The 26,465-nt window shown below is 72.6% G+C and carries 26 protein-coding genes and 1 pseudogene; 20 read left to right on the top strand and 7 right to left on the bottom strand.

From position 1 onward, the window contains the following. Positions 1–319: 319 nt before the first annotated feature. The 13 genes from ABZ567_RS11995 to ABZ567_RS12055 are packed head-to-tail and all read left to right on the top strand — an operon-like array spanning position 320 to position 12,310. On the top strand, positions 320–1,333 hold the full coding sequence (locus tag ABZ567_RS11995; protein ID WP_360787332.1) for an ATP-binding cassette domain-containing protein: 1,014 nt from the start codon (positions 320–322) through the stop codon (positions 1,331–1,333). After that, positions 1,330–2,094, top strand: a complete 765-nt coding sequence (locus ABZ567_RS12000; RefSeq protein ID WP_360787334.1) for an ABC transporter permease — start codon at positions 1,330–1,332, stop codon at positions 2,092–2,094. The genes ABZ567_RS11995 and ABZ567_RS12000 overlap by 4 nt, the downstream gene beginning before the upstream one ends. 3 nt (positions 2,095–2,097) lie before the next feature. Further along, positions 2,098–2,904 carry an ABC transporter permease gene (locus ABZ567_RS12005; protein WP_360787337.1) on the top strand — a complete coding sequence of 269 codons (807 nt, stop codon included), beginning with the start codon at positions 2,098–2,100 and terminating at the stop codon, positions 2,902–2,904. Between the two features lies 1 nt (position 2,905). After that, complete coding sequence (locus ABZ567_RS12010; protein ID WP_360787340.1) at positions 2,906–4,159, top strand: MCE family protein; 1,254 nt, start codon at positions 2,906–2,908, stop codon at positions 4,157–4,159. Next, the gene (locus tag ABZ567_RS12015; protein WP_360787343.1) at positions 4,156–5,217 is read left to right on the top strand and encodes an MlaD family protein; all 1,062 of its coding nucleotides are present in this window, start codon (positions 4,156–4,158) and stop codon (positions 5,215–5,217) included. The genes ABZ567_RS12010 and ABZ567_RS12015 overlap by 4 nt, the downstream gene beginning before the upstream one ends. Further along, on the top strand, positions 5,214–6,260 hold the full coding sequence (locus ABZ567_RS12020) for an MCE family protein (RefSeq protein ID WP_360787346.1): 1,047 nt from the start codon (positions 5,214–5,216) through the stop codon (positions 6,258–6,260). The genes ABZ567_RS12015 and ABZ567_RS12020 overlap by 4 nt, the downstream gene beginning before the upstream one ends. Further along, positions 6,257–7,291, top strand: a complete 1,035-nt coding sequence (locus ABZ567_RS12025; RefSeq protein ID WP_360787348.1) for an MCE family protein — start codon at positions 6,257–6,259, stop codon at positions 7,289–7,291. Before ABZ567_RS12020 ends, ABZ567_RS12025 begins: the two co-directional genes overlap by 4 nt. Next, a complete protein-coding gene (locus ABZ567_RS12030; RefSeq protein WP_360787351.1) occupies positions 7,288–8,529 on the top strand; it encodes an MCE family protein in 1,242 nt (413 codons plus the stop codon). The genes ABZ567_RS12025 and ABZ567_RS12030 overlap by 4 nt, the downstream gene beginning before the upstream one ends. Further along, positions 8,526–9,815 carry an MlaD family protein gene (locus tag ABZ567_RS12035; RefSeq protein WP_360787354.1) on the top strand — a complete coding sequence of 430 codons (1,290 nt, stop codon included), beginning with the start codon at positions 8,526–8,528 and terminating at the stop codon, positions 9,813–9,815. Before ABZ567_RS12030 ends, ABZ567_RS12035 begins: the two co-directional genes overlap by 4 nt. Beyond that, the gene (locus tag ABZ567_RS12040) at positions 9,812–10,372 is read left to right on the top strand and encodes a hypothetical protein (RefSeq protein ID WP_360787356.1); all 561 of its coding nucleotides are present in this window, start codon (positions 9,812–9,814) and stop codon (positions 10,370–10,372) included. Before ABZ567_RS12035 ends, ABZ567_RS12040 begins: the two co-directional genes overlap by 4 nt. After that, on the top strand, positions 10,369–10,980 hold the full coding sequence (locus ABZ567_RS12045) for a hypothetical protein (RefSeq protein ID WP_360787359.1): 612 nt from the start codon (positions 10,369–10,371) through the stop codon (positions 10,978–10,980). The genes ABZ567_RS12040 and ABZ567_RS12045 overlap by 4 nt, the downstream gene beginning before the upstream one ends. A 26-nt stretch (positions 10,981–11,006) precedes the next feature. Beyond that, the gene (locus tag ABZ567_RS12050) at positions 11,007–11,549 is read left to right on the top strand and encodes a nuclear transport factor 2 family protein (protein WP_360787361.1); all 543 of its coding nucleotides are present in this window, start codon (positions 11,007–11,009) and stop codon (positions 11,547–11,549) included. A gap of 47 nt (positions 11,550–11,596) precedes the next feature. After that, the gene (locus ABZ567_RS12055; RefSeq protein ID WP_360787364.1) at positions 11,597–12,310 is read left to right on the top strand and encodes a hypothetical protein; all 714 of its coding nucleotides are present in this window, start codon (positions 11,597–11,599) and stop codon (positions 12,308–12,310) included. 16 nt (positions 12,311–12,326) lie between these two features. Here the strand turns inward: ABZ567_RS12055 and ABZ567_RS12060 are convergent. Next, positions 12,327–12,443: pseudogene (locus ABZ567_RS12060) on the bottom strand (DNA alkylation repair protein); the annotation flags it as partial. Between the two features lie 105 nt (positions 12,444–12,548). On the opposite strand from ABZ567_RS12060, the gene ABZ567_RS12065 reads away from it, so the two are divergent. Then, entirely contained in the window at positions 12,549–13,745 is a 1,197-nt protein-coding gene (locus ABZ567_RS12065) for a nitric oxide synthase oxygenase (RefSeq protein ID WP_360787367.1), read from the top strand. Between the two features lie 133 nt (positions 13,746–13,878). On the opposite strand, the gene meaB is transcribed toward ABZ567_RS12065, so the two are convergent. The 3 genes from meaB to ABZ567_RS12080 are packed head-to-tail and all read right to left on the bottom strand — an operon-like array spanning position 13,879 to position 18,844. After that, on the bottom strand, positions 13,879–14,862 hold the full coding sequence (gene meaB / locus ABZ567_RS12070; protein WP_360787370.1) for a methylmalonyl Co-A mutase-associated GTPase MeaB: 984 nt from the start codon (positions 14,860–14,862) through the stop codon (positions 13,879–13,881). After that, on the bottom strand, positions 14,859–17,033 hold the full coding sequence (gene scpA / locus ABZ567_RS12075; protein ID WP_360787373.1) for a methylmalonyl-CoA mutase: 2,175 nt from the start codon (positions 17,031–17,033) through the stop codon (positions 14,859–14,861). The genes meaB and scpA overlap by 4 nt, the downstream gene beginning before the upstream one ends. Further along, positions 17,033–18,844, bottom strand: a complete 1,812-nt coding sequence (locus ABZ567_RS12080) for a methylmalonyl-CoA mutase family protein (protein WP_360787376.1) — start codon at positions 18,842–18,844, stop codon at positions 17,033–17,035. The genes scpA and ABZ567_RS12080 overlap by 1 nt, the downstream gene beginning before the upstream one ends. Before the next feature lie 155 nt (positions 18,845–18,999). Here ABZ567_RS12080 and ABZ567_RS12085 point away from each other — a divergent pair, with 155 nt between their 5' ends. Next, positions 19,000–19,275: a hypothetical protein gene (locus tag ABZ567_RS12085; RefSeq protein WP_360787379.1), complete on the top strand. Its 276-nt coding sequence runs from the start codon at positions 19,000–19,002 to the stop codon at positions 19,273–19,275. A gap of 83 nt (positions 19,276–19,358) precedes the next feature. Here ABZ567_RS12085 and ABZ567_RS12090 read toward each other — a convergent pair whose 3' ends face one another. Both ABZ567_RS12090 and ABZ567_RS12095 read right to left on the bottom strand, forming a co-directional pair. Further along, positions 19,359–19,829, bottom strand: coding sequence for a hypothetical protein (locus ABZ567_RS12090; RefSeq protein WP_360787382.1), 471 nt, complete (start codon positions 19,827–19,829; stop codon positions 19,359–19,361). A gap of 92 nt (positions 19,830–19,921) precedes the next feature. Then, on the bottom strand, positions 19,922–21,241 hold the full coding sequence (locus ABZ567_RS12095; protein WP_360787385.1) for a hypothetical protein: 1,320 nt from the start codon (positions 21,239–21,241) through the stop codon (positions 19,922–19,924). A 171-nt stretch (positions 21,242–21,412) separates the two neighbouring features. Between ABZ567_RS12095 and ABZ567_RS12100 the strand changes: the two genes are divergently transcribed. From ABZ567_RS12100 to ABZ567_RS12115, 4 genes are all read left to right on the top strand, one after another. Then, the gene (locus tag ABZ567_RS12100) at positions 21,413–22,117 is read left to right on the top strand and encodes a DUF2470 domain-containing protein (RefSeq protein ID WP_360787388.1); all 705 of its coding nucleotides are present in this window, start codon (positions 21,413–21,415) and stop codon (positions 22,115–22,117) included. 62 nt (positions 22,118–22,179) lie between these two features. Further along, the gene (locus ABZ567_RS12105) at positions 22,180–22,734 is read left to right on the top strand and encodes an HD domain-containing protein (protein WP_360787391.1); all 555 of its coding nucleotides are present in this window, start codon (positions 22,180–22,182) and stop codon (positions 22,732–22,734) included. After that, positions 22,731–23,501 (top strand): RNA polymerase sigma factor, encoded by a 771-nt coding sequence (locus ABZ567_RS12110; RefSeq protein WP_360787394.1) that lies wholly within the window; start codon positions 22,731–22,733, stop codon positions 23,499–23,501. The genes ABZ567_RS12105 and ABZ567_RS12110 overlap by 4 nt, the downstream gene beginning before the upstream one ends. Then, positions 23,498–24,553 carry a CU044_5270 family protein gene (locus tag ABZ567_RS12115; protein ID WP_360787396.1) on the top strand — a complete coding sequence of 352 codons (1,056 nt, stop codon included), beginning with the start codon at positions 23,498–23,500 and terminating at the stop codon, positions 24,551–24,553. Before ABZ567_RS12110 ends, ABZ567_RS12115 begins: the two co-directional genes overlap by 4 nt. 18 nt (positions 24,554–24,571) lie before the next feature. Here the strand turns inward: ABZ567_RS12115 and ABZ567_RS12120 are convergent, their stop codons facing one another. Then, complete coding sequence (locus ABZ567_RS12120; protein WP_360787399.1) at positions 24,572–25,534, bottom strand: glycerophosphodiester phosphodiesterase family protein; 963 nt, start codon at positions 25,532–25,534, stop codon at positions 24,572–24,574. Positions 25,535–25,680: 146 nt separating this feature from the next. Between ABZ567_RS12120 and ABZ567_RS12125 the strand changes: the two genes are divergently transcribed. Further along, positions 25,681–26,400, top strand: coding sequence for a helix-turn-helix domain-containing protein (locus ABZ567_RS12125; protein ID WP_360787402.1), 720 nt, complete (start codon positions 25,681–25,683; stop codon positions 26,398–26,400). Positions 26,401–26,465 lie beyond the last annotated feature (65 nt).

Consider the following 26,465-nt stretch of genomic DNA (forward strand, 5'->3'; position numbering starts at 1 on the left):
ACAGACCGAGAAGTGGAACTGTCTCCCGTCTGACAAATTCGCCGGGGTTCGGCCCCGTCTCGGGAAAACTCGGAATCCGGTATTGCCGTGGAAGGTTACTCGGCCGTAGCGTTCCCGGGGCGGTGTCGAGGTGCAGGTCGGTACGGCTCTGCGGCCCGCTCTGTCTCGGCGGAGACAAAAGCCGATCCCGGCTTTGTCTCCGCCGTGACAAACACGGAAGCGGATCTAGGTTTTCGGTGCCCGGCTCTTGTCCGGATGATCCGCACCGACTTACCGTGCGCCCGCGGCGCACACCCGACACACGCTTGCTGGAGGTGGGATGGGAATCGAAGTAGTCGTTGAGGGTCTGACCATGTCCTTTGGCAAGCAGAACATCTGGCAGGACGTGACGCTGACATTGCCGGCCGGAGAGGTGAGCGTCATGCTCGGCCCTTCCGGAACCGGAAAGACCGTCTTCCTGAAATCGCTCATCGGACTGCTCAAACCCCAGCAGGGCCGCGTCCTCATCAACGGGGTCGACATGGTCAGCAGTCCGGAACGCGACATCTACGAGACCCGGAAACTCTTCGGCCTCATGTTCCAGGACGGCGCCCTCTTCGGCTCCATGACCCTCTTCGACAACATCGCCTTCCCGCTGCGCGAGCACACCCGCAAGCGGGAGTCCGAGATCCGGCGCATCGTCATGGAGCGGATCGAACTCGTCGGCCTCCTCGGCGCGGAGGGCAAACTGCCGGGCGAGATCAGCGGCGGCATGCGCAAGCGCGCCGGCCTCGCCCGGGCGCTCGTGCTCGACCCGCAGATCGTCCTGTGCGACGAACCGGACTCCGGGCTCGACCCCGTCCGCACGGCCTATCTGTCCCAGCTCCTCATCGACCTCAACGCGCGGATCGACGCGACGATGCTGATCGTCACCCACAACCTCGACATCGCGGCCACCGTCCCCGACAACATGGGGATGTTCTTCCGGCGCAACCTCGTCACCTTCGGACCGCGCGAGGTGCTCCTCACCAGCGACGAACCGGTCGTCACCCAGTTCCTCGCCGGCCGCCGCGAAGGCCCCATCGGCATGTCCGAGGAGAAGGACGCCGCTCTGCTCGCCGCCGAGTCCGTCAACCCCGCCCACCACCGCGCGGGCGGGCCTCCCGGCATCGTCCCGCAGCTGGAGCCCTCGCCCGGCCTGCCGCCGCGCGCCGCCGTCGCCCGCCGCCGGGAACGGGTCCTCGGCATGCTCGACCGACTGCCGCCCGCAGCCCGCGCCGCCATCCGCGACACCTACGCGGGAAGTGCGGCGGCTTCCACCCTGAGCATGCCGGCCCCGGGGAGCGGCTCGTGATCACCGGCGGGCTGCGGCAGACCGGCCGTCTCTTCGCCCTCACCGCCGAGGTGAGCCGGGCCGTCTTCAGGCGCCCCTTCCAGTTCCGCGAGTTCCTGGAGCAGTTCTGGTTCATCGCGAGCGTCACCATCCTGCCCGCCGCCCTCGTCTCCATCCCCTTCGGCGCGGTGATCGCCCTCCAGGTCGGCTCGCTCACCCAGCAGTTGGGGGCCCAGTCGTTCACCGGAGGCGCCAGCGTCCTCGCCGTCATCCAGCAGGCCAGCCCGCTGATCGTCGCCCTCCTGATCGCCGGCGCCGGCGGCTCCGCCATCTGCGCCGACCTCGGCTCCCGCAAGATCCGGGAGGAGCTCGACGCGATGGAGGTCATGGGCGTCTCACCCGTACAGCGCCTGGTCGTCCCCCGCGTCCTCGCCACCATGGCGGTCGCCGTACTCCTCAACGGGATGGTCTCCGTCGTCGGCACGCTCGGCGGCTACTTCTTCAACATCGTCCTCCAGGGCGGCACCCCCGGCGCCTACCTCTCCAGCTTCTCCGCCCTCGCCCAACTGCCCGACCTCTACGTCAGCGAACTCAAGGCCCTCATCTTCGGGTTCATCGCGGGCATCGTCGCCGCCTACCGGGGACTCAACCCCCGCGGCGGCCCCAAGGGAGTCGGCGACGCCGTCAACCAGTCCGTCGTCATCACCTTCATGCTGCTGTTCTTCGTGAACATGGTGATGACCGGCATCTACCTCCAGATCGTCCCGCCGAAGGGAGGTTGACCGATGGCCTCCCCGTTCGTCTGGCTCGACCGGTCCGGCGACCAACTCCTGTTCTACGTCAGGGCCCTGCTCTGGATCCCCCGGACGCTGCGCCGCTACCTCAAGGAGGTGCAGCGCCTGCTCGCGGAGGTCGCCTTCGGCTCCGGAGGCCTCGGCGTCATCGGCGGCACCGTCGGCGTCATGATCGCGATGACGCTGTTCACCGGAACCGTCGTCGGCCTCCAGGGCCACGCGGCCCTCGAACAGATCGGCACCGCCGCCTTCACCGGATTCGTGTCCGCGTACTTCAACACCCGGGAGATCGCCCCGCTCGTCGCCGGGCTCGCCCTCTCCGCGACCGTCGGCGCGGGATTCACCGCCCAGCTCGGAGCCATGCGCATCAACGAGGAGGTCGACGCCCTCGAAGGCATGGGCATCCGCTCCATGCCGTACCTGGTCACCACCCGCATCATCGCGGGTGTCGTCGCCATCGTCCCGCTCTACGCGATCGGCCTGCTCTCCTCCTACCTGGCCTCCCGCTATGTGACGGTCCTCTTCAACGGCCAGTCCCAGGGGACGTACGACCACTACTTCAACCTGTTCCTGTCACCGACGGACGTCCTCCTCTCGGTGCTCAAAGTGCTGATCTTCAGCGTGATGGTGATCATCGCCCACTGCTACTACGGCTTCCGGGCCTCCGGCGGTCCCGCCGGCGTCGGCATCGCCGTCGGCCGCTCCGTACGCAACGCGATCGTGCTGATCAGCGTCACCGACTTCTTCCTGTCGCTGGCCCTCTGGGGCGCGACCACGACCGTGAAGGTGGCGGGGTGAGATGAGCGACTCAACGGCCGAGACCCTGCGCCGCCGGTCCGCCGGCGTCGTGTTCCTCCTTGTGCCCGCCCTGCTCGCCTGGCTGGCGGTCGCCGTCTACGACAAACGCTTCACGGCGTCCGACCCGGTCGTCGTCGAGACCGGCAGCATCGGCAACGAGATGCACCTCGGCGCCGAGGTGAAACTGCGCGGCGTCGTCATCGGCGAGGTCCGCGCCATCGACGCCACCGACGGCGGAGCCCGGCTCACCCTCGCCATGCGGCCGGGAACCCTGCGGCACGTCCCCTCCGACGTACGCGCGCAGATGCTGCCGACGACGCTGTTCGGCGAACGGTTCGTGGCCCTCGTGCCGCCGGGGAACCCCTCCGCGCGGCCCCTGGGCCCCGGCGCCGTCATCCCCGAGGACCGTTCGAGCAACGCCGTGGAACTCCAGCAGGTACTCGACAACGTCCTGCCCCTGCTCACCGCCGTCCAGCCGCAGAAGCTGTCGGCGACCCTGTCGGCCGTCTCCCAGGCCCTCGAAGGGCGCGGCGACGAACTCGGCGAGACCCTCGCCCGGCTCGACGCGCACCTGCGGAAGTTCAACCCCCAACTCCCCACCCTCACCCGCGACCTGAAAGAACTCGTGAAGGTCAGCCACCTCTACGCGGACGCCGCCCCGGACATCGTCACGGCGCTCACCGACTTCACCACCACCAGCGGCACCCTCGCCGAGAAGGAGGGCGAGCTGGCCGGGACCCTCGGCGTCACCACCCGCACGGCCCAGGACCTCACCGCCTTCCTGCGGCAGAACAAGGACAACATCATCCGGCTCAGCGCCACCAGCAGACCCACCCTGGAACTGCTCGCCCGGTACTCCCCGTCCTTCCCCTGCACCCTGCGCACCCTCGCCCAGTTCGTGCCCGCCATGGACAAGGCACTCGGCAAGGGCACCGACCGGCCAGGACTGCACGTGAACGTGACCACCGTGCCCTCGCGCGGCGCCTACGTCCCCGGCCGCGACACCCCCGCCTACGGATCCGGCGGCGGCCCCCGCTGCTACCCGGTGCCCTATCTCGGCGTCCCGGCCGCACCCGCGGTACGGGCCTCCGCCGCCGCCGACCAGCAGCTCGGGCCCGCCAACTCCCCGCAGGAGAACGACCTCGTCAACGAACTGCTCGCCCCCACGGCGAAGAAGCGCCCCGGTGACCTGCCGGACTGGAGCAGCCTGCTCGCAGGACCCGCGTTCCGCGGCGCGGAGGTGACCCTGCGATGACGACACGGCCCACGCACACACGACGACGCGGCCTGACCGGGACCCTGCTGAAGTCCCTCGCGTTCGTCCTCGTCACCGCGCTCGCCACCACCGTGCTCGGCTTCAGCATCGCCAACACGGGCGTCGGCTCCGCCACCCGCACGTACAAGGCGCTGTTCACCGACGTCACCGGCCTCGTCGACGGTGACTCCGTGCGCATCGCCGGAGTGAAGGTGGGCGAGGTGACCGACGTACGCGTCGTCCAACGGCGCACCGCCGAGGTCACCTTCTCGGTCCGCGAGGACCGCTCCCTGCCCCTGTCGACCACCGCCGCCGTGAAGTACCTCAACATGGTCGGGCAGCGCTACATCTCCCTGGGCCGGGGCAGCGGGGACCTCTCCGGCACCGCCACCCTGCGTGCCGGGGACACCATCCCGCTCGACCGCACCACACCCGCGCTCGACCTGACCCTGCTGTTCAACGGATTCAAGCCGCTCTTCGAAGGACTCTCGCCCGGCGACGTCAACGACCTCGCCGGCTCGCTCGTCCAGGTCCTCCAGGGCGAGAGCGGAACCGTCGACAGCCTCCTGCGGCACATCGGCTCCCTCACGAAGACCGTGGCCGCCAAGGACGAGGTCATCGGCCAGGTCGTCACCCACCTCAACACCGTCCTCACCACCCTCAACAACCGCGAGGCCGCGTTCGGCGACCTCGTCGTCACCCTCCAGAAACTCGTCACCGGCTTCAACACCGACCGCAAACCCCTCGGCGAGGCCGTCCAGGCCATCGGCGACCTCACCACGACCACCGCCGGGCTCTTCCAGGAAGGACGCGCCCCCCTCAAGAAGGACATCCGCGAACTGGGCCGGCTCTCGGGAACCCTCGGCGACCACACCCCCGCCATCGAGAGGTTCCTCGCCAACACCCCCGCCAAGATGACGGCCCTGGCCCGGCTCTCCTCGTACGGCTCGTGGTTCAACCTCTACCTCTGCGAGGCGCGCGTGAGCGGCGTGGAAACCTCCGACGGCTCCAAGCCGCCGACCGGCATCGCCGTGACCGAACCGAGGTGCCGAGGATGAGCCCCCGCCCCCGGTTCAAGCCGGCCAAGGAACGCAACCCGATCGCCGTCGCCGTCGTCGGACTCATGGTCCTCGCCCTGCTGGCCGCCCTCGCCTACAACGTGGAACGGCTCCCCCTCGTCGGCGGTGACACCGCCTACAGCGCCGACTTCTCCGAGGCCGCCGGGCTCGACGAGGGCGACGAGGTACGCATCGCCGGGGTCAAGGTCGGCAAGGTCACCGGCGTCTCCCTCCACGGACCCAAGGTCAAGGTGACGTTCGAGGTCGAGGACGCCTGGCTCGGCGACCGGACGACCGCCGCCATCGCCATCAAGACCCTCCTCGGCGAGAAGTACCTGGCACTGGACCCGCTGGGCTCCGCCCCCCAGGACCCCCGGGCCCGCATCCCCCAGTCGCGCACCACCTCCCCGTACGACGTGACGCAGGCCTTCCAGGACCTCAGCGGCACCGTCGACGCCATCGACACCGAGAAGCTCGCCGAGAGCTTCGAGACGATCTCCGCCACCTTCAAGAACTCGCCGCCGCACGTGCGCAACGCCGCCACCGGCCTGTCCGAACTGTCGAAGTCCGTCTCCAAGCGCGACACCGAACTCGCCAGGCTCCTGCGGAACAGCGAGAAGTTCACCAAGACCCTGGAGAACAAGAAGTCCAGCTTCGAGACGCTCATCGAGGACGGCGGCTCACTCCTCGGGGAGCTCAAGAAGCGCCGCGACGCCATCCGCGCCCTGCTCAAGGGCAGCCGGGACCTGGGCACCCAGCTCAGCGGCCTCGTCGGCGACAACGACCGGCAGCTCGGCCCGACCCTGAAGGCCCTCAGCCGGGTCACCGGCGTCCTGGAGAAGAACAGCGGCCAGCTCGACAAGACGCTCGCGCTCATCGGCCCCTACTACCGGCTCGTCGGCAACACCCTCGGCAGCGGACGCTGGTTCGACAGCTACCTGTGCGGCGTCGTGCCCCGTACCTACCTGCCCGAGGCCTCCCAGCCCAAGACCGGATGCCAGCCGCCGAAACAGACGGCGACGGCCAAGGAGAGCGGTGAATGAAGACCAGGACCAGAACACCCCTCGTCGCCGGCCTCGCCCTCGCGGTGCTCGCCGCCTGCGGCCTCGTCGCCGTACGCGTCCTCGACACCGGCGGCATCCGCGTCACCGCCTGGTTCGACCGCGCGGTCGGCATCTACGCCGGATCCGACCTGCGCGTCCTCGGGGTACGGGTCGGGGAGGTGGAGTCCGTGGAGCCGCGGGGCACCCGGGTACGCGTCGGACTCCGCCTCGACGAGGGCGTACGCGTCCCCGCCGACGCCCGTGCCCTCGTCGTCGCCCCGAGCATCGTCGCCGACCGGTACGTGCAGCTCACCCCCGCCCACCGCGGCGGCAGCGGCCCCGCCCTCCCGGACGGCGCCGAACTGCCCGCCTCCCGCAACCGCACCCCCGTCGAGATCGACCAGCTCTACGCCTCCATCACCGAACTGAGCCGGGCACTCGGCCCCGAGGGCGCCAACTCCACGGGAGCCCTCTCCGAACTCCTCGACACCGGCGCGAAGAACCTCAAGGGCAACGGCACCGCCATCGGCACCTCCATCGAGGAGTTCGGCAAGGCCGCCAAGACCCTCGACGGCAGCAGCGACCACCTGTTCGCCACCCTCACCCAGCTCCAGACCTTCACCACCATGCTCAAGAACAAGGACGGCGACGTCCGCACCGCGCAGGAACGCCTCGACGAGGTCGTCGGCTACTTCGCCGAGAACAAGGACGACCTCGCCGGGGCCCTCAAGGAACTCGGCAAGGCCCTCGCCCAGGTCAAGACGTTCATCAAGGACAACCGCGGCGAGCTGAAGAAGAACGTCGACCGGCTCGTCCCCCTCACCCAGACCCTCGTCGACCAGCGCGCCTCCCTCGCCGAGGCACTCGACGTCGCCCCGCTCGCCGCGGACAACCTCGTCGACGCGTACGACAAGGACTCCCGCACCATCCACGGCCGCGCCAACCTCAACGAGATCAGCATGGGCGGACCGCTGCTCCCGCTGCCGGTGACCGGCGGCGCCGCGGCGGGCACCGGAAAGGGGGAGCGGTGAGACGCGGCACCCTGCCCTCCGGGAAGGCCGTCGGCGCCGGCGCCACCGGGCTGGTCGCGCTCGGCCTCGGGCTCGCCGTCGTCCTCGGCGCGCTCCCCGCGAACCCCGTCCGGTTCGACGGCATCGAGGACCTGCCGCTGCCCGGCGGCGCCGACCTCGGCTCGCACCCGTACACGGTCACGGCCGAACTCGACGACGTCCTCAGCCTCGCGCCGCAGTCCGCGGTCAAGGTCAACGACGTCGCCGTCGGCCGCGTCACCGCCATCGAACTGGGGACCGGCACCTGGTCCGCCCGCGTCACCCTGGAGATCAACGGAGACGTCCGGCTGCCCGCCGACGCCGGCGCCCGCCTGGAACAGTCGAGCCTCCTGGGCGAGAAGTACCTCCAGCTCGTCGCCCCGGCGAAGGGCAAGGGCGGACGTCTCACCGACGGCAGCGTCATCCCTCTGGCCCGCACCAGCCGCAACACGGAGGTCGAGGAGGTGTTCGGCGCGTTGTCCCTGCTGCTCAACGGCGGTGGCGTCAACCAGCTCAAGACCATCACCCGGGAACTCAACTCGGCGCTCGGCGGCCGCGAGCCCGAAGTGCGCTCCATGCTGAGGCGGGTGAACACGCTCGTGGCGAACCTCGACGCCCACCGCGGCGACATCACCCGCGCCCTCGACGGCGTCAACCGGCTCTCCGCCACCCTCGCCGGCCGCAAGGAGGACGTCGACACGGTCCTCACCGGCCTCGCGCCCGGCCTGAAGACCCTGGAGAACCAGCGGGGCTCCCTGCTGACCATGCTGCGCGCCCTGGACACCCTGTCCGGTGTCGCCGTCAGCACCATCGACGCGAGCAGGAAGGACATGGTCGCCGACCTCAAGGCCCTCGCGCCGACCCTGACGGCACTCGCCGACGCCGGTGCCGACCTCCCCGAATCGCTCCAGGTCCTCCTGACGTACCCCTTCACCGACGAGGTGATGCGGGGCATCAAGGGCGACTACCTCAACACCTATCTGCACCTCGCCGCCGCCCCGGGGACCCAGGTGATCCCGCCGCTGATTCCCAGGGCCGAACCCGCACCGACCCCGGCCCCGACCCCGGGCCCCGCCTCCGACCGGCGACGGGAGACGGGCGGCGGCGCCCAGAGCCCGCGGACGGCGCTGCCCCTGCCGTCCGTCCAGCCGGCGGGCCCCTCCGGGACCGGCACGTCCGGGCCGGCCACCGCACCGAAGGACGGAGGTGGGAACCGGTGATCACCCGTACCGTACGGCTGAAGAACCTCGCGTTCCTCGTCATCGCCGTGGTCGTCCTCGGCTTCGTCGGCGTCCGCTACGCCGACCTCGGCCGCTACGTCGGCGTCGGCGACCACTACACCGTCCGGGTCCACCTCGCGCGTACGGGAGGACTGTTCACCCACTCCGACGTCACCTACCGGGGCGTCTCCGTGGGCCGCGTCGGAGACATCGGCCTCACCGCCGAAGGAGTCGTGGCCGAACTGCGCATCAAGAAGTCGGCCCCCCGGATCCCCGCCGACGCACGGGCCGTCGTCGCCGGACTCTCCGCCGTCGGCGAGCAGTACATCGACCTGCGCCCGGAGAGCGACGACGGCCCCTACCTCGCCGACGGCGCCCGCATCGAACAGTCCGACACCCGGGTGCCGGCGCCCGTCACCGACGTGCTCGCCGGCATGAACGACCTCACCGGCTCCGTACCCCTGGAGTCCCTGCGCACCGTCGTCGACGAACTCGGCAAGGCCTTCGAGGGACACGGCGACGACCTCCGGGTCCTCCTCGACAACGGCAGCAGCTTCGTCGAGGCCGCCGACAGGTCGCTGCCGGCCACGACCCGCCTCATCCACGACGGCGAGGTCGTCCTGCGCACCCAGGCCGACGAGAGCCGCGCCATCCGGGACTTCGCCACCGGCGCGCGTGACCTCGCCGCCACCCTCAAGGGCTCCGACGCGGACCTGCGCCGCCTCCTGAGCGTCACCCCGGACGCCGCCGGGCAGGTCAGCGGCCTCCTGCACGACCTCGACCCCAGCCTGAGCGTCGTCCTCGCCAACCTCCTCACGACCTCGGAACTCGCCGTCACCCGGCAGCGCGGCACGGAGGAACTCCTCGTGAAACTCCCGGCGGCCGTCTCGGCCGGAGCCACCGCCGTCGACGCCGGACGCGTCGACATCGGCCTCGCCGTCACCTTCTTCAAGCCGCTGCCCTGCACCTCCGGATACGGCGGGACGCGCTACCGCAACGGCCTCGACCTCGGGACCGCGCCCGCCCTCAACACCGGCGCCGCATGTACGGGCTCCGCCGCGGCCGGGGTCAACGTCCGCGGCTCGGCCCATGCCCCGAAGGGCGGCCCCGTGCCCGCTCCGGCCAAGCCCGGCTCCCTGCCCTCGGCCCACGCCCCGAAGGGCGGCGCCGGCACCACGACCGGCCCGCAGCCCACCCTGCCCGGCGCGCTCGCGCTGCCCGCCCAGAGCGGCGGGCCGACGGACATGGCCGGGCTGCTCGGTCTGGGGAAGGGGAGCGTACGGTGAGGCGGGCGGGAGTACTCGCCACCGGCGTCCTCGTCGTCGCCCTCGGCTTCTGCGGCACCGGGGCGTGGACCTACGCGCAGGCCCGCACCGACCAGGAACTCGCCTTCAGCCGTGAACGCGACACCGCGCTCGCCGACGGACGGCGGGGCGTCACCGTCCTGAACACCCTCGACGCCTCGACCCGCGAACGCGCCGAAGCGGGCATCCGGGCCTGGCGCGAGGCCTCCACCGGGCCGCTCCGCACCGAACTCGGGCGCACCGAGCCCGCGGTGGGCGCCTCGGCGCGCGCCACGGTCACCGAGGCCGCCCTCACCGCGCTCGACGCGAGAGCCGGTACGGCGAAACTCATCGCGACCGTCCGCGTCGACGTCACCCCGCGCGGGGCCGCCGCCGCGACCACCGACCGCAAACGTCTGGAGGCCGTCCTGACGCGCACCGGCGAGGACACCTGGAGGGTCGCGGCACTGAGCACGGTCCCCGTCACCGGAGCGGAAGGCGGTGCGGGCGGCGGCGCGAGCGGCGACCGGAGCGGCGACGAGAACGGGAGCGGCGAGTGACGGGACTTCTGCACAAGGAGACCAACCGGACACCCGGAGCCGAAGGGGCCGACCAGGACGAGACGCACGTCCCGTCGGGGCCCGGGGGCGGCGGGGGGCGCCGGTCCGCCACCGCCTGGCGCAGGGCAGCCCTCGCCGCTGCCGTCGCCGGCCTGCTCATCGGCGGGGGCGCGTTCTTCCACAGCGCCCACCAGCTCCGGTCGACCCCCTCCGCGCGCAACCAGGCGCTCACCGACACCGAGGCCACCACCCGCGTCGGCGGCGACGTCGCCGAGGGCCTCGCCCGGATCTTCTCCTACGCCCCGGCCGGCGCGGACGCCGCCGAACGCTCCGCCGAGTCCGTGCTGGCCGGACGCGCCGCCCGTCAGTACGACGACCTGTTCGCCCAGGTCCGCGCCAGCCTGGTCGAGCAGCGGATCACCCTCACCACCCAGGCCGTCCGCACCGGAGTGATCGAACTCGACGGGGACAGCGCGCGCCTCCTCGTGTTCCTGGACCAGACCTCACGGCGGGACAAGGCCGCCGCCACCTCCGCCGCGGCCCAGCTCACCGTCACCGCGAAACTCCAGGGAGACCGGTGGCTGATCGTCGACATCAAGGCCCGCTGAGGATGAGCGGGAGACGGGAGCACCCCATGACACCCCCGGTCCGCACGCCGACGGGCATCCGGCCGGCCCTGGCCGTGGCCCTCGTCCTCACCCTCGTCGCGGGTGCCTTCGCGGCCTGGGCCGGGCGGGACTGGTACGCCGCCGCCCACGACGACTCCGCCGCGTACGCCGTGCAACGCGACCGGGCGCTCGCGGCGGGGGAGCAGGCCGTGCAGAACCTCAACACGCTCGACCATCGGCGCGTGGAGCAGGGACTCGACCTCTGGGAGACCTCCACGACCGGCGATCTGCACCAGCAACTCGTCGACGGCCGCGACGAGTTCACCAGCCAGGTGCGGACGGCGAGGACGGTGACCACGGCCCGGGTGCTGTCCGGGGCCGTCACGGAACTCGACGACCGGGCCGGCCGGGCCCGGGTGCTCGTCGCCCTGCGCATCACCGTCACGACGCCCGACAGCAGGAGCACGGACAAGGACAGCCGCATGCTGGGCGAACTCACCCGCGCCGACGGCCACTGGAAGCTCAGCGCGCTGGGACAGGCCCCCGTGGGCGGCACGGCGGCCGGCTGACCGGGCCCGCACCCGCGAAGGCCGCCCGCACCGAAAGGACACGCACGATGCCGACCACCCGCCACCACCTCAACCGCCAGCGCCGCCGCCAGGCCCTCGCGGGGCCGCAGGCCGAGCCCGTCGTACGGACCACCGGGCCGCGACGGGCGGGGACGCCCGTACGGGAGACGGCCGCGGCGCCGGAGCGGGAAGCCGCCGCCGAGGACGCGGCGGCACGTCCGCGTCACCTCGTCCCGCTCGTCATCCTGTGCGTCCTGACGCTCCTCCTCGGCGGCTTCGCCGGATGGGCGTCCAGCAGGGCGGGGGAGCTCCGTGACGATCCCGCGCGTGGCAACACGGCCCTCACCGACCTCGCCCGTACCAGCGAGGTCAAGGGGCAGACCGCGGCGGCCGTCGCGGCGCTCTTCTCCTACGACCACGCCGACCCCGCCCCCTTCCACCAGGCCGGGAAGACCCTCCTCACGGGCAAGGCCGTCGCCCAGCACCGGGCACTGCTCGGCGGGGTGCTCGCCCAGGCGGGCCGGCAGAAGACGGTGATCACCACGACGGTCACCGACAGCGCGGTCGAACGGATCGACGGCGACCGCGCCCGGGTCCTGGTCTATGCCGACCAGAGCAGCGTCAGCACGGCCGGCACCGGCGGCGGGCAGCGGACGAAGACCGAGGACCAGGGCGTCTACGCGGGAGCCATGTTCGCCGTCGACGTCGTGCGCCGCGACGGGCGCTGGATCGTCGAGAACCTCGACACCTTCGGCCGCTGAGTCCCGGGCCGCATGGTCACGAGGCCTGCTGCCGGCGCACCATCTCGTTGATCCAGAGCGGCGCGAACGGAGACGTGCAGCCCGGGGGCGTCGGATAGTCCTTGAGCACCTCCAGACGCTCGCCGATGGCGAGGGGCGCGGCAGCGTACCAGCGAGACCCCCTCCCGGGGGCGGAATTCACGCACTCTCCGCGTCCGCGCGGGTCCGTACGGTAGTCATGGCGGCGGGAGGGAACACCTTGATCTTCAGTCGCAACCGCCGCCGGAAGTCCGCCCCCGGCACGGGTACCTGCCCCTACGCGGCCGGGGCCCCGGTCCCCGCCGCCCAGGCCCCGGAGCCACCCGCCCCGGCCCCGTACCTCGCGGACCCGCAGCAGGCGAAACGGTTCATCAGGCAGTTCCACGACGAACAGCCCGGTGCCGGAGAGGGGGAGAGCCGGGTCCGCGAGGTGCTCGCCGAGATCGACCGGACCGGGACGTACGAGCACTCCCCGGCCGAGCTGGCCTTCGGCGCGCGCGTCGCGTGGCGCAACGCGGCCCGCTGCATCGGCAGGCTCTACTGGCGCAGCCTCGTCGTGCGCGACCTGCGGCACGTCACCACCGCCGACGCCGTCGCCGCCGAGTGCTTCGCCCATCTGCGGCTGGCCGGCAACGACGGCAGGATCCGGCCGGTCATCTCCGTCTTCGCCCCCGACCGGCCGGGCCGCCCCGCGCCCCGGATCCTCAACGACCAGCTGGTCCGCTACGCCGGACACCGCACGCCCGGCGGCGCCCGGCGCGGCGACCCACGCGGCGCGCCCCTGACCGCACATGCCCGCGAGCTGGGGTGGAAGCGGGACGAGGCCCCCTTCCAGGTGCTGCCGCTGATGGTGCGCGAGCACCCCGGCGGGCGGCCGGAGTGGTACGAGCTCCCGCACGACGCCGTCCGGGAGGTGCGGCTGACCCACCCCGAGCACCCGTGGTTCGCGGAGCTCGGGCTGCGGTGGTACGCCGTGCCCGCGATCAGCGACATGACGCTGGAGATCGGCGGCGTACGGTATCCGGCGGCGCCGTTCAACGGCTGGTACATGGGCACCGAGATAGGGGCCAGGAACCTCGCGGACGCCGACCGGTACGACCTGCTCCCGGTGGTCGCCGACCGGCTCGGACTCGACCGCTCGACCGAGCGCACCCTCTGGCGGGACCGGGCGCTCGTGGAACTCAACCTGGCGGTGCTGCACTCCTTCCACGAGGCGGGGGTGACGATGGCCGACCACCACACCGAGTCCCGGCGGTTCCTCCGGCACATCGCCCAGGAGAGCCGCCACGGCAGGTCCACCCCCGCCGACTGGAGCTGGATCGTCCCCCCGGTCTCCGGCTCCGCCACCCCGGTCTTCCACCGGTACTACGACCCGGTCGACCCGACGCTCCGCCCGGCCTTCCTGCCGCGTACGTGAGCCGGCATCTCACGGCCCGCCCGGGACGGCATCCGGAGGGAGCCGCCCCCGGCGGGGCGGCGCATCAGGTGGGTATGCGGGGGCGCGCGAAAGAGGGGGCCTCCCGCGAAGGAGGCCCCCGAGGGAGCAGTCGTCAGGCGCGCGGCTCGCCGAAGGCGTGCAGGATGCGCTCGGCGGCCAGGGTCGCCGTCAGCTCCCCGGCGCGGACCCGCCGCTCCAGCGCGGGGGCCAGGTCGCGGACCGCCGGGTCGGTGTGGAGGCGGCGCAGGAGTTCGTCGCGGACCATGGCCCAGGTCCAGTCGACCTGCTGGTCGTGCCGCTTGGCCGTGAGGCGGCCGGTCGAGTCGAGCAGGGTCCGGTGCCGGCGCAGGCGCTCCCAGACCTCGTCGAGACCGGCCGACTCCCGGGCGCTGCAGCTGAGGACCGGGGGCGTCCAGAAGGCCTCGGCGCCGTGCATGAGCCGCAGCGCGCCCGCGAGTTCACGGGCCGCGGCGCGGGCGTCGCGCTCGTGCGGGCCGTCGGCCTTGTTGACGGCGACCACGTCGGCGAGTTCGAGGACGCCCTTCTTGATGCCCTGGAGCTGGTCGCCGGTGCGGGCGAGGGTGAGCAGCAGGAAGGAGTCGACCATGTCGGCTACGGCGGTCTCGGACTGGCCGACGCCCACCGTCTCGACGAGCACCACGTCGTAGCCCGCGGCCTCCATGACGACGATCGACTCCCGGGTCGCCTTCGCGACGCCGCCGAGCGTGCCGGCGGTGGGGGAGGGGCGTATGAACGCGGCGGGGTCGACGGCGAGGCGCTCCATCCGGGTCTTGTCACCGAGGATGGACCCGCCCGTACGGTTCGACGACGGGTCGACGGCGAGCACCGCGACCCGGTGGCCGAGCCCCGTCAACATCGTCCCGAACGCGTCGATGAACGTCGACTTGCCGACACCGGGCACACCGCTGATCCCGATCCGCACGGCGTTCCCGCTGTGCGGGAGGAGTTCCGTCAGGAGCTCCTGGGCGAGCGCCCGGTGCTGGGGACGGGTCGACTCGACGAGGGTGATCGCGCGGGCGACGAGCGCCCGCTTCCCCTCGCGTACACCCCGTACGTACGTGTCGAGATCGATCACCGCTCGTGCCCGAGGTCGGCCGACAGGCGCGTCACCAGGTCGTGGGCCGCGTCGGGGATCACCGTCCCCGGCGGGAACACGGCCGCCGCGCCCATCTCCAGGAGCGTCGCCACGTCCTGCGGAGGAATCACCCCGCCGACCACGATCATGATGTCCTCGCGGCCCTCGGCGGCCAGTTCCTCCCGCAGCGCGGGGACGAGCGTGAGGTGCCCGGCGGCGAGCGACGAGACCCCGACGATGTGCACGTCCGCCTCGACGGCCTGGCGGGCCACCTCGGCGGGGGTCTGGAACAGCGGGCCGACGTCGACGTCGAAGCCCAGGTCGGCGAAGGCGGTCGCGATCACCTTCTGGCCGCGGTCGTGGCCGTCCTGGCCCATCTTGGCGACCAGGATGCGGGGCCGGCGCCCCTCGGCCTCGCCGAAGGCGTCGACCAGGGCCCGGGTGCGCTCCACGGACGGGGACTCGCCGGCTTCGTTGCGGTACACACCGGAGATCGTACGGATCTGGCCGGCGTGCCGGCCGTACACCTTCTCCAGGGCGTCGGAGATCTCCCCGACCGTCGCCATCGCTCGGGCCGCGTCCACCGCGAGTTCCAGGAGGTTGCCGTCGCCGCCGGCCGCCCGGGTGAGCGCGGCGAGCGCGTCCTGGCAGGCCCGCTCGTCGCGCTCCTCGCGCAGCCGCTTCAGCTTGGCGATCTGCTGGGCGCGTACGGAGGAGTTGTCGACCGAGCGGACGTCGATCCGCTCGTCGGTCGCGACCCGGTACTTGTTGACGCCGATCACCGGCTGCCGGCCGGAGTCGATCCGGGCCTGGGTGCGGGCCGCGGCCTCCTCGACGCGCAGCTTGGGGATGCCCGCGTCGATCGCCTTCGCCATGCCGCCGGCCTGCTCGACCTCCTGGATGTGCTTCCAGGCGCGCCGCGCGAGGTCGTGGGTGAGCTTCTCGACGTACGCGCTGCCGCCCCACGGGTCGATGGTCCGGCAGGTGCCCGACTCCTGCTGGAGCAGCAGCTGCGTGTTGCGCGCGATCCGGGCCGAGAAGTCGGTGGGCAGGGCGAGCGCCTCGTCGAGGGCGTTGGTGTGCAGCGACTGGGTGTGGCCCTGGGTGGCGGCCATCGCCTCGACGCAGGTTCGGGTGACGTTGTTGAACACGTCCTGCGCGGTGAGCGACCAGCCCGACGTCTGCGAATGCGTGCGGAGGGACAGTGACTTGGGGTTCGTCGGGTCGAACTGCCGCACGAGTTTCGCCCAGAGGAGTCGGGCAGCGCGCAGTTTGGCGATCTCCATGAAGAAGTTCATGCCGATCGCCCAGAAGAACGACAGGCGCGGCGCGAACGCGTCCACGTCCAGCCCGGCCTCCCGGCCCGCGCGGATGTACTCCACGCCGTCCGCGAGCGTGTACGCCAGTTCCAGGTCGGCCGTCGCCCCCGCCTCCTGGATGTGGTAGCCGGAGATGGAGATGGAGTTGTAGCGCGGCATCCGCTGCGAGGTGTAGGCGAAGATGTCGGAGATGATCCGCATCGAGGGCCCCGGCGGATAGATGTACGTGTTGCGGACCATGAACTCCTTGAGGATGTCGTTCTGGATGGTCCCGGCCAGCTTCTCGGGCGGCACGCCCTGCTCCTCGGCCGCCACGATGTACAGCGCGAGCACCGGGAGCACGGCGCCGTTCATCGTCATCGACACCGTCATCCGGTCCAGCGGGATGCCGTCGAACAACTGCCGCATGTCGTAGATCGAGTCGATGGCGACACCCGCCATGCCGACGTCACCGGTGACCCGCGGGTGGTCGCTGTCGTAGCCGCGGTGGGTCGGCAGGTCGAAGGCGACCGACAGACCCTTCTGCCCCGCGGCGAGGTTGCGCCGGTAGAAGGCGTTCGACTCCTCGGCCGTGGAGAAGCCCGCGTACTGCCGGATCGTCCACGGCTGGTTGACGTACATCGTCGGGTACGGGCCGCGCAGGTACGGGGCGATGCCCGGGTACGTGCCCAGGAAGTCCAGGCCCTCCAGGTCCTGCCCGGTGTAGAGCGGCTTGACGCCGATGCCCTCCGGGGTCTCCCAGAGCGGGTCGTCACCGCCCGTCGCCTTCTCGACCGCCGTACGCCAGGCCTCGGGGTCGCCGTCGGCGGTCGGCGTCCCGAGCTCGATCCCGGAGAAGTCGGGGATGGACATCAGGACACTCCCATGCGGTCGAGGGTGGTGGAGAGCAGGGCGACGGCGTCGCAGCCGGCGAAGGCGTACGTGTCGACGCCGGGGTACGGCCCGGGGCGGCCGGCGAGGAACACATGCCGCGCACCCGCCGCCCGCAGGTTCCGGGCGGTGACCTCGGCCTGCTCCTCGTACACCGCGTCACTGGAGCACAGGCAGACCTCCTGGGCCCCGCTCTCCTCGAAGTCGCCGTCGGTGACCGGCTCGATGCCGCCGGTCCGGAACAGGTTGTCGGCGAAGGCGAGACGGGCCGAGTGCGCGGCCGCCGGGCCGAGCGCGGCCAGATAGACGCGGGGGCGTGCGCCGGTCGCCGCGAGATGCGCGTCGGAACGGGCGCGCAGCGCCTCGAATGCCTCGTCGCGCCGGACCCGGGGGAGACCGCCGGCCGGCGGCTCGGGGGCGGGAACGCGGTCGACGGGCTTCTCCCCGAGGTTCGGGAACTCGCTGACGCCGGTGATCGGTTCACGGCGGGTGGCGAGCTTCGCGCTGCGCGCCGACCAGGTCTCGGCGAGGCGTTCGCCGACGGTCCCCGACCGCAGCGCGGCCTGCTGGCCGCCCGCCCGCTCGATGCCCTGGAAGAACTCCCAGGCCGCGTGCGCCAGCTCGTCGGTCAGCCGCTCCACGTACCAGGAGCCGCCCGCCGGGTCGATCACCCGCGACAGGTGCGACTCCTCGATGAGGACGGTGGAGGTGTTGCGCGCGATACGCCGGGCGAACGCGTCCGGCAGGCCGAGCGCCTCGTCGAAGGGCAGCACGGTGACGCTGTCGGCGCCGCCCACTCCCGCGGCGAGCGTCGCCACCGTGGTCCGCAGCATGTTCACCCACGGGTCGCGGCGGGTCATCATCACCGGCGAGGTCACCGCGTGCTGGCGCTGAGCGCCCGCCTCCCGGGCACCGCAGACCTCGGCCACCCGGGCCCACAGCCGGCGCGCCGCACGGAGCTTGGCGATCGTCAGGAACTGGTCGGCGGTCGCCGCGTAACGGAACTCCAGCTGCGCGCACGCCTCGGCGATGCCCAGTCCGGCGCCGGTCAGACCGCGCAGATAGGCCACGCCCGTCGCGAGCGAGCAGCCCAGCTCCTGCGCGGCCGAGCCGCCCGCCTCGTGGTACGGCAGCGCGTCCACGGTCAGGGCCCGGAGTCCCGGGTACCGGTCGGCGCAGCGGCGCGCGAGACCGGCGACGGACGCGAGGTCGTACGCCGGGCGGCCGGTGCGGGCCTCGTGGCCCAGCGGGTCCGCGCCCAGGTTGCCCCGGGCGGCGTCCGCGGCGACGCCCCGCTCCTCGTACAGCCGGAAGAGCCGGTCGGCGGCCGCCTCCGTCTCGTCGCCCGCGTCGAGGACGACGGGTGCGAGGTCGAGGTAGACGCCGCCGAGGACCGGGGCCAGGGAGGCGACCGGGATGCCGGTGCCGCCGACGCCCAGCCACAGGGACGTGACGCCGTTCTCCAGGTCGGCGAGGACGGCGTCGCCGTCGGCCGCGAGATGGCGCTGGCGTACGTCCCAGCCGCCGGGCGTGTTGCCCTCGGCGCGTCCGCCGCGCACGAAGGGCGCGAAGCCGGGGAGTCCGGCGTCGGGGGCGGCGTCGCGCGCGGTGTAGAGGGGCCGGGTGTCGAGGCCGTCCTCGAGGAGTGTGGACAGGGCGTCCTCGGCGGCGTCGCCCGAGACCTCCTTGCCGGACTTGCGCAGGACACCTGCCACGAGGTGTTGCCACTGCTCGTGTGGCGCGTCGGGGAATTCGGACGCCAGGGGGAGCCCGTCGTCAGGCAGGACCGTCATGCTCGGATGCTAGGGGAGATCGACAAAGGAGCAGGAGGGCGTACGACTGTGACCTTCTTCTCGTCGACCTGCGGCGATCCGTGTGGTGGGGCGTGCGGCGGACGGGTGGCGGGCGCCCGTACGGCGTTGTCAGTGGTGGCTGGGACGCTGGCCGTATGGACAGGGACGAGGAGCTGTTGAGGGGCCGGGTCTACGGCCAGGAGCACGACGACCCGCGGCCGGGCCCCCGGCCCGGCCGTGTCTACGCCGAGCTGGTCGGCGGCCCGCTCGACGGGCTACTCCTCGACGTCACCGACCGGCCGCCGGACGCCGTGGCCGACGGCGTCGCCCTGGAGACGGAGCTCGGCCGTTACGGCGCCGACGGCCGCTCGCTCTACGACCCGCGTCCGGGCGACCCGGGCCGGTTCGACTGGTCGGGCGACGCTCCCTGACGGGCCGTGACCGGGCGGGGCCCGAGAAGGGCCCCGCCCGGTCACGCGCGCGTGTCCGTCGCGAGCGCGGTCGCGGCGCGGGGTCAGCGCAGGACGGAGGAGAAGTTGTCGAGCTGGATCCAGGTCACCTTGTTCGTCGCCTGCGGGCCGTAGACGTTGACGGCGCCGGCCGTGTTGGCCTCGATGCGGATCGCGTTGATGCCCTGGCTGTTGTTGCGCGGGCAGACACCGCGGGTCAGCTTGGGCGGGCGGATGGTGGCGGGCAGCGTGCCGAGCTTGCCGTCGGCGCTGAAGTCGCAGGTGACCGTGCCGCGCAGCTGGAGGAACTCCGTCCCCGCGAGACGTATCACCCGGGCCTCGGCCGGGGCGCCGGCCACGTTCGTGACGGCCGGGTCCACGATGATCGCCGTCCAGTCGACGACGGTCTGGCAGCCGTCCACGGGGTCGACGGCGGCGGCCGGGGTGGCCGTGAGCAGCGGGGCGCCGACGGCGACGGCGGGGGCGGCGAGCGCCGCGGCGAGCAGGGAGCGGCGGCTGGTGGTGTGCTGGGTCATGCTCGATCCTCCGGATCGGGTGGGGCGGGCAGGCGGGGGGACGGGTGCGGCGGGTCCGGTGCGGAGCGCCGTCGCGGCGGCGCGGCGGCGGCTCACCGCCAGGCGACGGTGACGCCGTCGAGGTCGATCCAGGTGATGGCGTTGTCGCTGGTGGCGCCGTACGCCCAGAGCGCGCCGTGGACGTCCGCCTCGATCCGGCACACGTAGCGGCCGGTGTTGTTGTTGCGGGGCACGTTCTGCCGGGTGAGGTGGGTCGGGCGCAGCCGGTGCGGCAGCGTCCCGATCCTGCTGTCGGCGGTGAGGCCGGGGGAGCAGGTGACGGTGCCCCGCAGCTGGAGGTAGGTGGTGCCGGCGAGGGCGATCAGCCGACCGCGCGGGGGCTGGGCGCCGGGGGAGACGCCGGGTTCGAGGGCGAGGTCCTCCCAGTCCGCGAGCACCTTGACCCCGTCCACCGCGGGCTTCGTCGGGTACCAGCCGATCGTGACGTCACGCGAACCGGTGGTGCCGGGGACGGTGTTGCTGAAGCCGAACAGCAGTCGGGTCTCGGCGGTCGCGGGGTCGACCTCGACGGCGACGCCCTCGGGCTCGCGCCGGGTGAGGCCGTCGGCGTTGGTGACGACCTGCCGGTCGAGGCGGGCCCCGGTGGTCCACGAGTACGAGGTGAGGAAGGCGATCCCGGGGAACTCGCTGGGGACCGTCGGGTTGTTCTCCTTGTCGTACGGCGCCCACTGGTACGAGTAGAGGACGTCCCCGAGCGCGGTGAAACCCTGCGAGACGAGGGTCTTCTTCAGCGGGTGGGGCGACGGCACGGCGGGCGTGACGTCCTCACCGGCCGGCATCACGAAGGTGGTGCCCACCGGGGTCCACGAGCCGGCGGCGGCCGCGGCGGGGTCGTACCGGGTGAAGTGCCGCTTTCCGTCCTTGTGGTACATGACGCACAGCAGGTTGTTCACCGGGTCGAGCGACGGGCCGACGCCCGAGGTGCTGCCGGGCGGCGTGAACTTCCGCTCCTGCGGTATCGCGGCTCCGTCGACGACCGAGCCGTCGACGAAGCGGAAGCGGGTGACGGCCTTGCCGAAGGTCGTGCCGTCCGAGGTGACGTGCAGCGGGCCGACCTCGGTCCAGAGGTACGTGTCGGCGCCGACGGGCTCGGCGCCCATCGAGAGGCCGTGTCCGAAGCCCTTCAGCTGCATCGAGCCGGTGACCTTGCCGGTCCGGCGGTCGATGCGGTTCAGGTACATGTTGCCCTGCGGCGCCGTGGCCGAGCTCTCCACCTGGAGCACGAAGACGTGCCCGTTGGCGGTGTCGGTGGCGATCGCCTGTGGGGCCGGGCTCTTCACCAGGTCGACCGTCTGGATGAGCCTGCCGGTGACGCCGGACAGATCGACGCCGTTGGCGTCCGTGTATGCCATGTTCTCTCCCCCGGGATCCCCGATGGGATCCGCTCGATGAAGAGAAGATCATCACATGGTGCCTCCGTCGCCGTTACGGGAGGCCGCGCAGGCCCTTCCACCCCCCGAGACGTTAAGTTAGCTTAGGCTTACCTAAGTAACTGTCTCGTCACCTGTCCCGGGAGAACTCGGATGCGACCCTTCAGCCCCCGCGCCGCGCGGCCCACCCCCGCCGAGCGCGTGCGATCGATCCTCGCGGCCGCCCACTCGATGACCGTCGTCACCGACGGAGTCCACCAGGAGGTCCACCTCCTCGACGGGACCGGACCGATGGGGCACATCCACCTCCACGACCCCTCCGAGGAGAGCCATGCCGGACAGGCCGCACGGATCCCCGTACGCCTGGAGTTCACCGACATCGCCCCCACCTCCGTACGCGAACGGCTCCGCGCCCGCGTCACCCTGACGGGACTCCTGGCCGCGCCCTACGAACCGGAGGCGAGCGTCGGCATCTGCATGGAGTTCGGCCAGGCCCTCCTGGAGGACGCCGAGGACCGGACGTACATCACCCTCGACGAACTCCACGCGACCGACGTCGACCCGATGGCCGCCTGCGAGGCGTCCATGCTGACCCACCTCGTCGACGGCCACGGCGAACTCGTGCCGCTGCTCCTCCGCCTCGTCCGCCCGCGCCCCGACCGGGACATGGTCCGCGCCCTCCCCGTCGCCCTGGACCGTTACGGCATCACCCTGCGGCTCGAACACCCCGCCGGACACCAGGACGTCCGGCTGCCCTTCCCCACCCCGGTCACCGACATCGACCAGGCCGGGCCCCGGATCCACGCCCTCCTCGCGGCGGCCCGCCGCTCCTCCCACCCCAACCGGTTGCTGACCTGACCGGACACCCGCGCAGCGGGGGAGCGTGCGACCGGCCGCCTTCTCCCCGCGATGATGGGGCGATGAAGACTCCCGACGAGGTGGACGCGCTCGCCGACCGGGCCCACGCCGGCCAGACCGACAAGGCGGGCGTCCCGTACGTCCGGCACGTCCGCGCGGTCGCCGCGGGCCTGGAGCCGTTCGGACCGCACCTGACCATGGCCGGGCTGCTCCACGACGTCATCGAGGACACCCCGTGGACGGCCGATGGGCTCCGCGCCGCCGGAATCCCCGACCGGGTCGTCGCCATCGTCGAAGCCGTCACCAACACTCCCGGCACGCCCTACGAGGAGAAGATCCGCCGCATCACGCGGGACCCCGACGCCACCCTCGTGAAGATCGCCGACAACGCGCACAACAGCCGCACGGACCGGGCCGACGCCCTGCCGCCCGACCGGCGCGAGCGGCTCGCCGTCAAGTACCGGGCGGCCCGGGAGGTGCTGTGGGCGGCGGCCGACCCCGAGCACGTCGCCACGATCCTGCGCGTGGTCAACCCCGCACTCCTCGACGAGCTGGCATCCCGGCGTGACCGGGGTCACGGGAACCCGTCCCGGGGCCCGGACAGACCAGAGACGTGAACACAGACACGCGCGCACGCATACGGGACGGAGACCCCTCGGCCTTCGCCGAACTCTTCGACTCCTACGCCCGGAGCGTCTACAACCACGCCTTCCGGCTGACCGGCGACTGGTCGGTCGCCGAGGACGTGATGGCGGCCACCTTCCTGGAGGCCTGGCGGCTACGGCGCAAGGTGGACCCCGAGGGGGGTTCGCTCCGCCCCTGGCTGCTCGGCGTCGCCACCAACGTCGCCCGCAACCACTGCCGGGGCAACCGCCGGTACCGGGCGGCCGCCGCCGCGTACGCCGAGGCGGGACCGGCCGCGGCCCCGGTACCCGACCACGCCTCCGAGGTCGCCGGCCGGATCGACGACCGGCGCCGCATCGCCGCCACCCTCCGGGCGCTCGGCACGCTCCGCCGCACCGAACGCGAAGTCCTGGTGCTCTGCCTCTGGGAGGGCCTCGCCTACACCGAGGCGGCCCAGGCGCTGCGCGTCCCCGTCGGCACCGTCCGCTCCCGGCTCTCCCGCGCCCGCGCCAGGCTCCGCACCGGCGCCGAGGTCGAACTCGCCCGCGAGGCGGTGCATCCCGCCCGGGACGAACGCGATCCCGCCCGGGACGAACGCGATCCCGCCCGGGACGAACGCGAACCCGCCCGGGACGAACGGGAACTCGCCCGGGAAAAACGGGAACCCGCCCGGGAAAAACGGGAACCCGCCCCCCGCCCCCGACAGACAACAGGTGATCGCGTGAACGCGGTCCGGCCCGCGCAGGAAGGAATCCGATGAACCTCGACCCGACCCGGCCCCGTACGGCGAACCGGCACGAGAGCGGAGACCTCCCGGCGACCGAGGAACACGACCTTCCTCCGGGCCGCCACCAGTTCCACAAGGAGCGCCTGATGAGCCAGATCCACGACGACCGCCGCGCCGCCGCCCCCCGCAACCCGTTCCTGCGGAAGGCGATCCTCCTGCCGGCCGCGACCGCGCTCGCCGGCGCCCTCGCCGTCGGCGCCCTCCTCCTCACCCCCGGCGGAGCCCAGGGCCCCGGCGACCTCGCCACCGGACCCGCCCTGACCACCTCGATCGGCACCGTCGACGCCCACGGCGCGCCCCGCCTCCTCGACCGGATCTCGCTGGCCGCGGCCGGGGCGGACGCACCGAAGGGCCGCGCCGGGCAGTACCTCTACATCGAGACGCGCGCCGCGAACACGCACGTGAGGGCCGTGAACGGCGTGAGCAGCCTCGTGAGCGTGCCCCTGCACACCCGGCAGACGTGGCGGTCCCCCGACGGCCTCGAGGGGTGGCTGATCGAGCCCGGCACGACCGAGCCCGGCGGCATCACCCTGGCCGGCCCCGACGAGACCGGCAACACCCCGAAGCCGCACCTCGGCGCGCCCACGCACGACTACCTGGCCACCCTCCCCACCGACCCCGACGCGCTGCTGCGGAAGATCTACAAGGAGACCGAGGGGCAGGGCAACGGCAAGGACCAGCAGGCCTTCACCACCATCGGCGACCTGCTCGTCGAGAGCTGGCCGTCCCCGCAGCTGACGGCCGCGCTCTACCGGGCCGCCGCCAAGATCCCCGGTGTAGTCCTGGTGGACAGCGCCACCGACGCCGCCGGCCGCGAGGGAGTCGCGGTCGCCCGGCTCGACGAGACCAGCGGCGTACGCACCGAATGGATCTTCGACAGCAAGACCCTCACCTTCCTGGGCGAACGCACCGTCCAGGTGAAGGGCACCGGCGGCGAGGGCGGCCTCATCAAGCCCGGCACCGTCGTCTTCACCCACGCGATCATGGTCAGGGCCTTCGTCGACGGCATCAAGGTCACGCCGTAGGGACCCGGCCGGGGCCGCTCAGGGAGTACGCCCGGCCCACCAACCGCCCATCTCGGTCGGACGGTTGGTGATGATGCCGTCCACCCCGAGGTCGTCAAGGGCCTTCCAGCGGTCCGCCCTGTCCACCGTCCAGACGTTGACGGCCACACCCGCCGCGTGCAGCTCGGCCACGAGCCCCGGGCGGGTGGACAGCGCCGTGTCCGAGACGTTGTACGCGTCGAGGTCCAGCTCCCCGGCGAGGGCGACCGGGTCCGCGTCGAGCGTGCTCCGCAGCAGGCCGACCGGCAGCTCGGGCGCCAGGTCGCGGACGTGCCTCAAGGACGTGATGTCGAAGCTCTGGACGAAGACCCGGTCCGTCATGCCCTGCTCCCGGACGTCCTGGACGATCCGGGCCACCTCGGCGTGACTGTGGCGGCCCTTGATCTCCAGGAGCAGCTTCCCGCCGCGCTCCCGGAGGTCCGCCAACTGGGCCGCGAGGGTCGGGACGCGGGTCCCGGCGTAGACGGGCGCGAACCAGGAGCCGGCGTCCAGGGCGTCCAGCTGGGCGGACGTCAGGGAGCGGACCGGGCCCGTGCCGTCCGTCGTCCGGTCGACGGTGGTGTCGTGGAGGATGTACGGCACGCCGTCCTTGCTGGGCTGGACGTCGTTCTCGATCCAGACGGCTCCGCCCCGCCGGGCCACCTCGTCGGAGACCAGGGTGTTCTCGGGGGCGGCCGAGGAGGCACCCCGGTGGGCGATCACCGTCGGCGGTGCGCCGGGCGCGCGCATCCAGGGGCTCGTCGTCGTGGCCCGCGACGGCGTGACCCGCGACGTCGTGGCCTTCGCCGCCGTTGCCTCCGGCGCCGGACGGGGCGCGGACCGCGAGGGCGGGGCGGCGACGACGAAGGCGGTCGCGAGCCCCGCCACGGCGGTGGCCACGACGACCAGGCCGACGACCGTGCGCCGACGGTTCCGGGATGCGGGCGGTGGGGCGTCTCTCATGACCGGACACCCTACGGGCCTGCCGACGGCGACACGACGGGCGCCCCGAGCCCTTGGCGGGAATCGCCCGGACTGCGGCATGGTGGGAGGGAGCCCGGAGCCGAACCATCGGGGGTCCACGGCCGGGCGTGGGGATCGGGGGACTCATGGACACCGGCGAGGCACGCAGACCGGCCGGCGAGGGCCACGACACCGTGAAGGTACGCGGCCGGAGTGTGCTCGAAGGGGCATTCGCCCTGCTCGACGCCCTGCGCCGGAGCGGCGGCGAGGCCGGGGTGACCGAACTCGCGCTCCTCTGCGGGGTGCCCAAGGGCAGCGTCCACCGGCTGCTCGACCAACTGGTCACGCTCGGCGCCGTCGAACGGAAGGGCAACCGCTACCGGGTCGGGCCCCAGCTGTACCGCCTCGGCCAGGCCTGGGAGCCACACCCCGGACTGCGGCCCGCCGCCCGGGTGCCGCTCCAGCGGCTCCGGGCCGCCACCGGCGCGAGCGTGGTCCTCGCCGTGCTCCGCGAGGACATGGCCCTCACGATCAGCTCGGTGCCGGGAGACCTGGAACCGCTGTTCCCGGTGCGCGACGGCCTCGCGTTCCGGCTCGACACCGCCGCCGGCAAGGCCCTGCGGGGCCCGCTCCGCGGCGGCGCGATCCTCGACCGCGAGGACGTGATGGACGGGGTGTGCTGCGCCTCGCTGCCGGTCCGCACCCCGGACGGGCGTACCGTCGCGGCCCTCGCCGGCATGGTCCCGGCCGGCCGGCCGCTCGACCCGCTCGCCCGGGGCGTCGCCGAGGCGGGCGCCGCGATCAGCCGCGCCCTCGCCCGGGGCGGCCCGCGGACCAGGGTCCCGGCGGCCGCCCCCGTGCTCTGAGCCCCGCCGGTCGAACGGCGCTGTTCCGCCCAGCGGAACGCGCGTAGAACCGGGTGGGACGGACG

It is taken from the genome of Streptomyces sp. NPDC016459, assembly GCF_040632845.1.
Classification (GTDB): Bacteria; Actinomycetota; Actinomycetes; order Streptomycetales; family Streptomycetaceae; genus Streptomyces.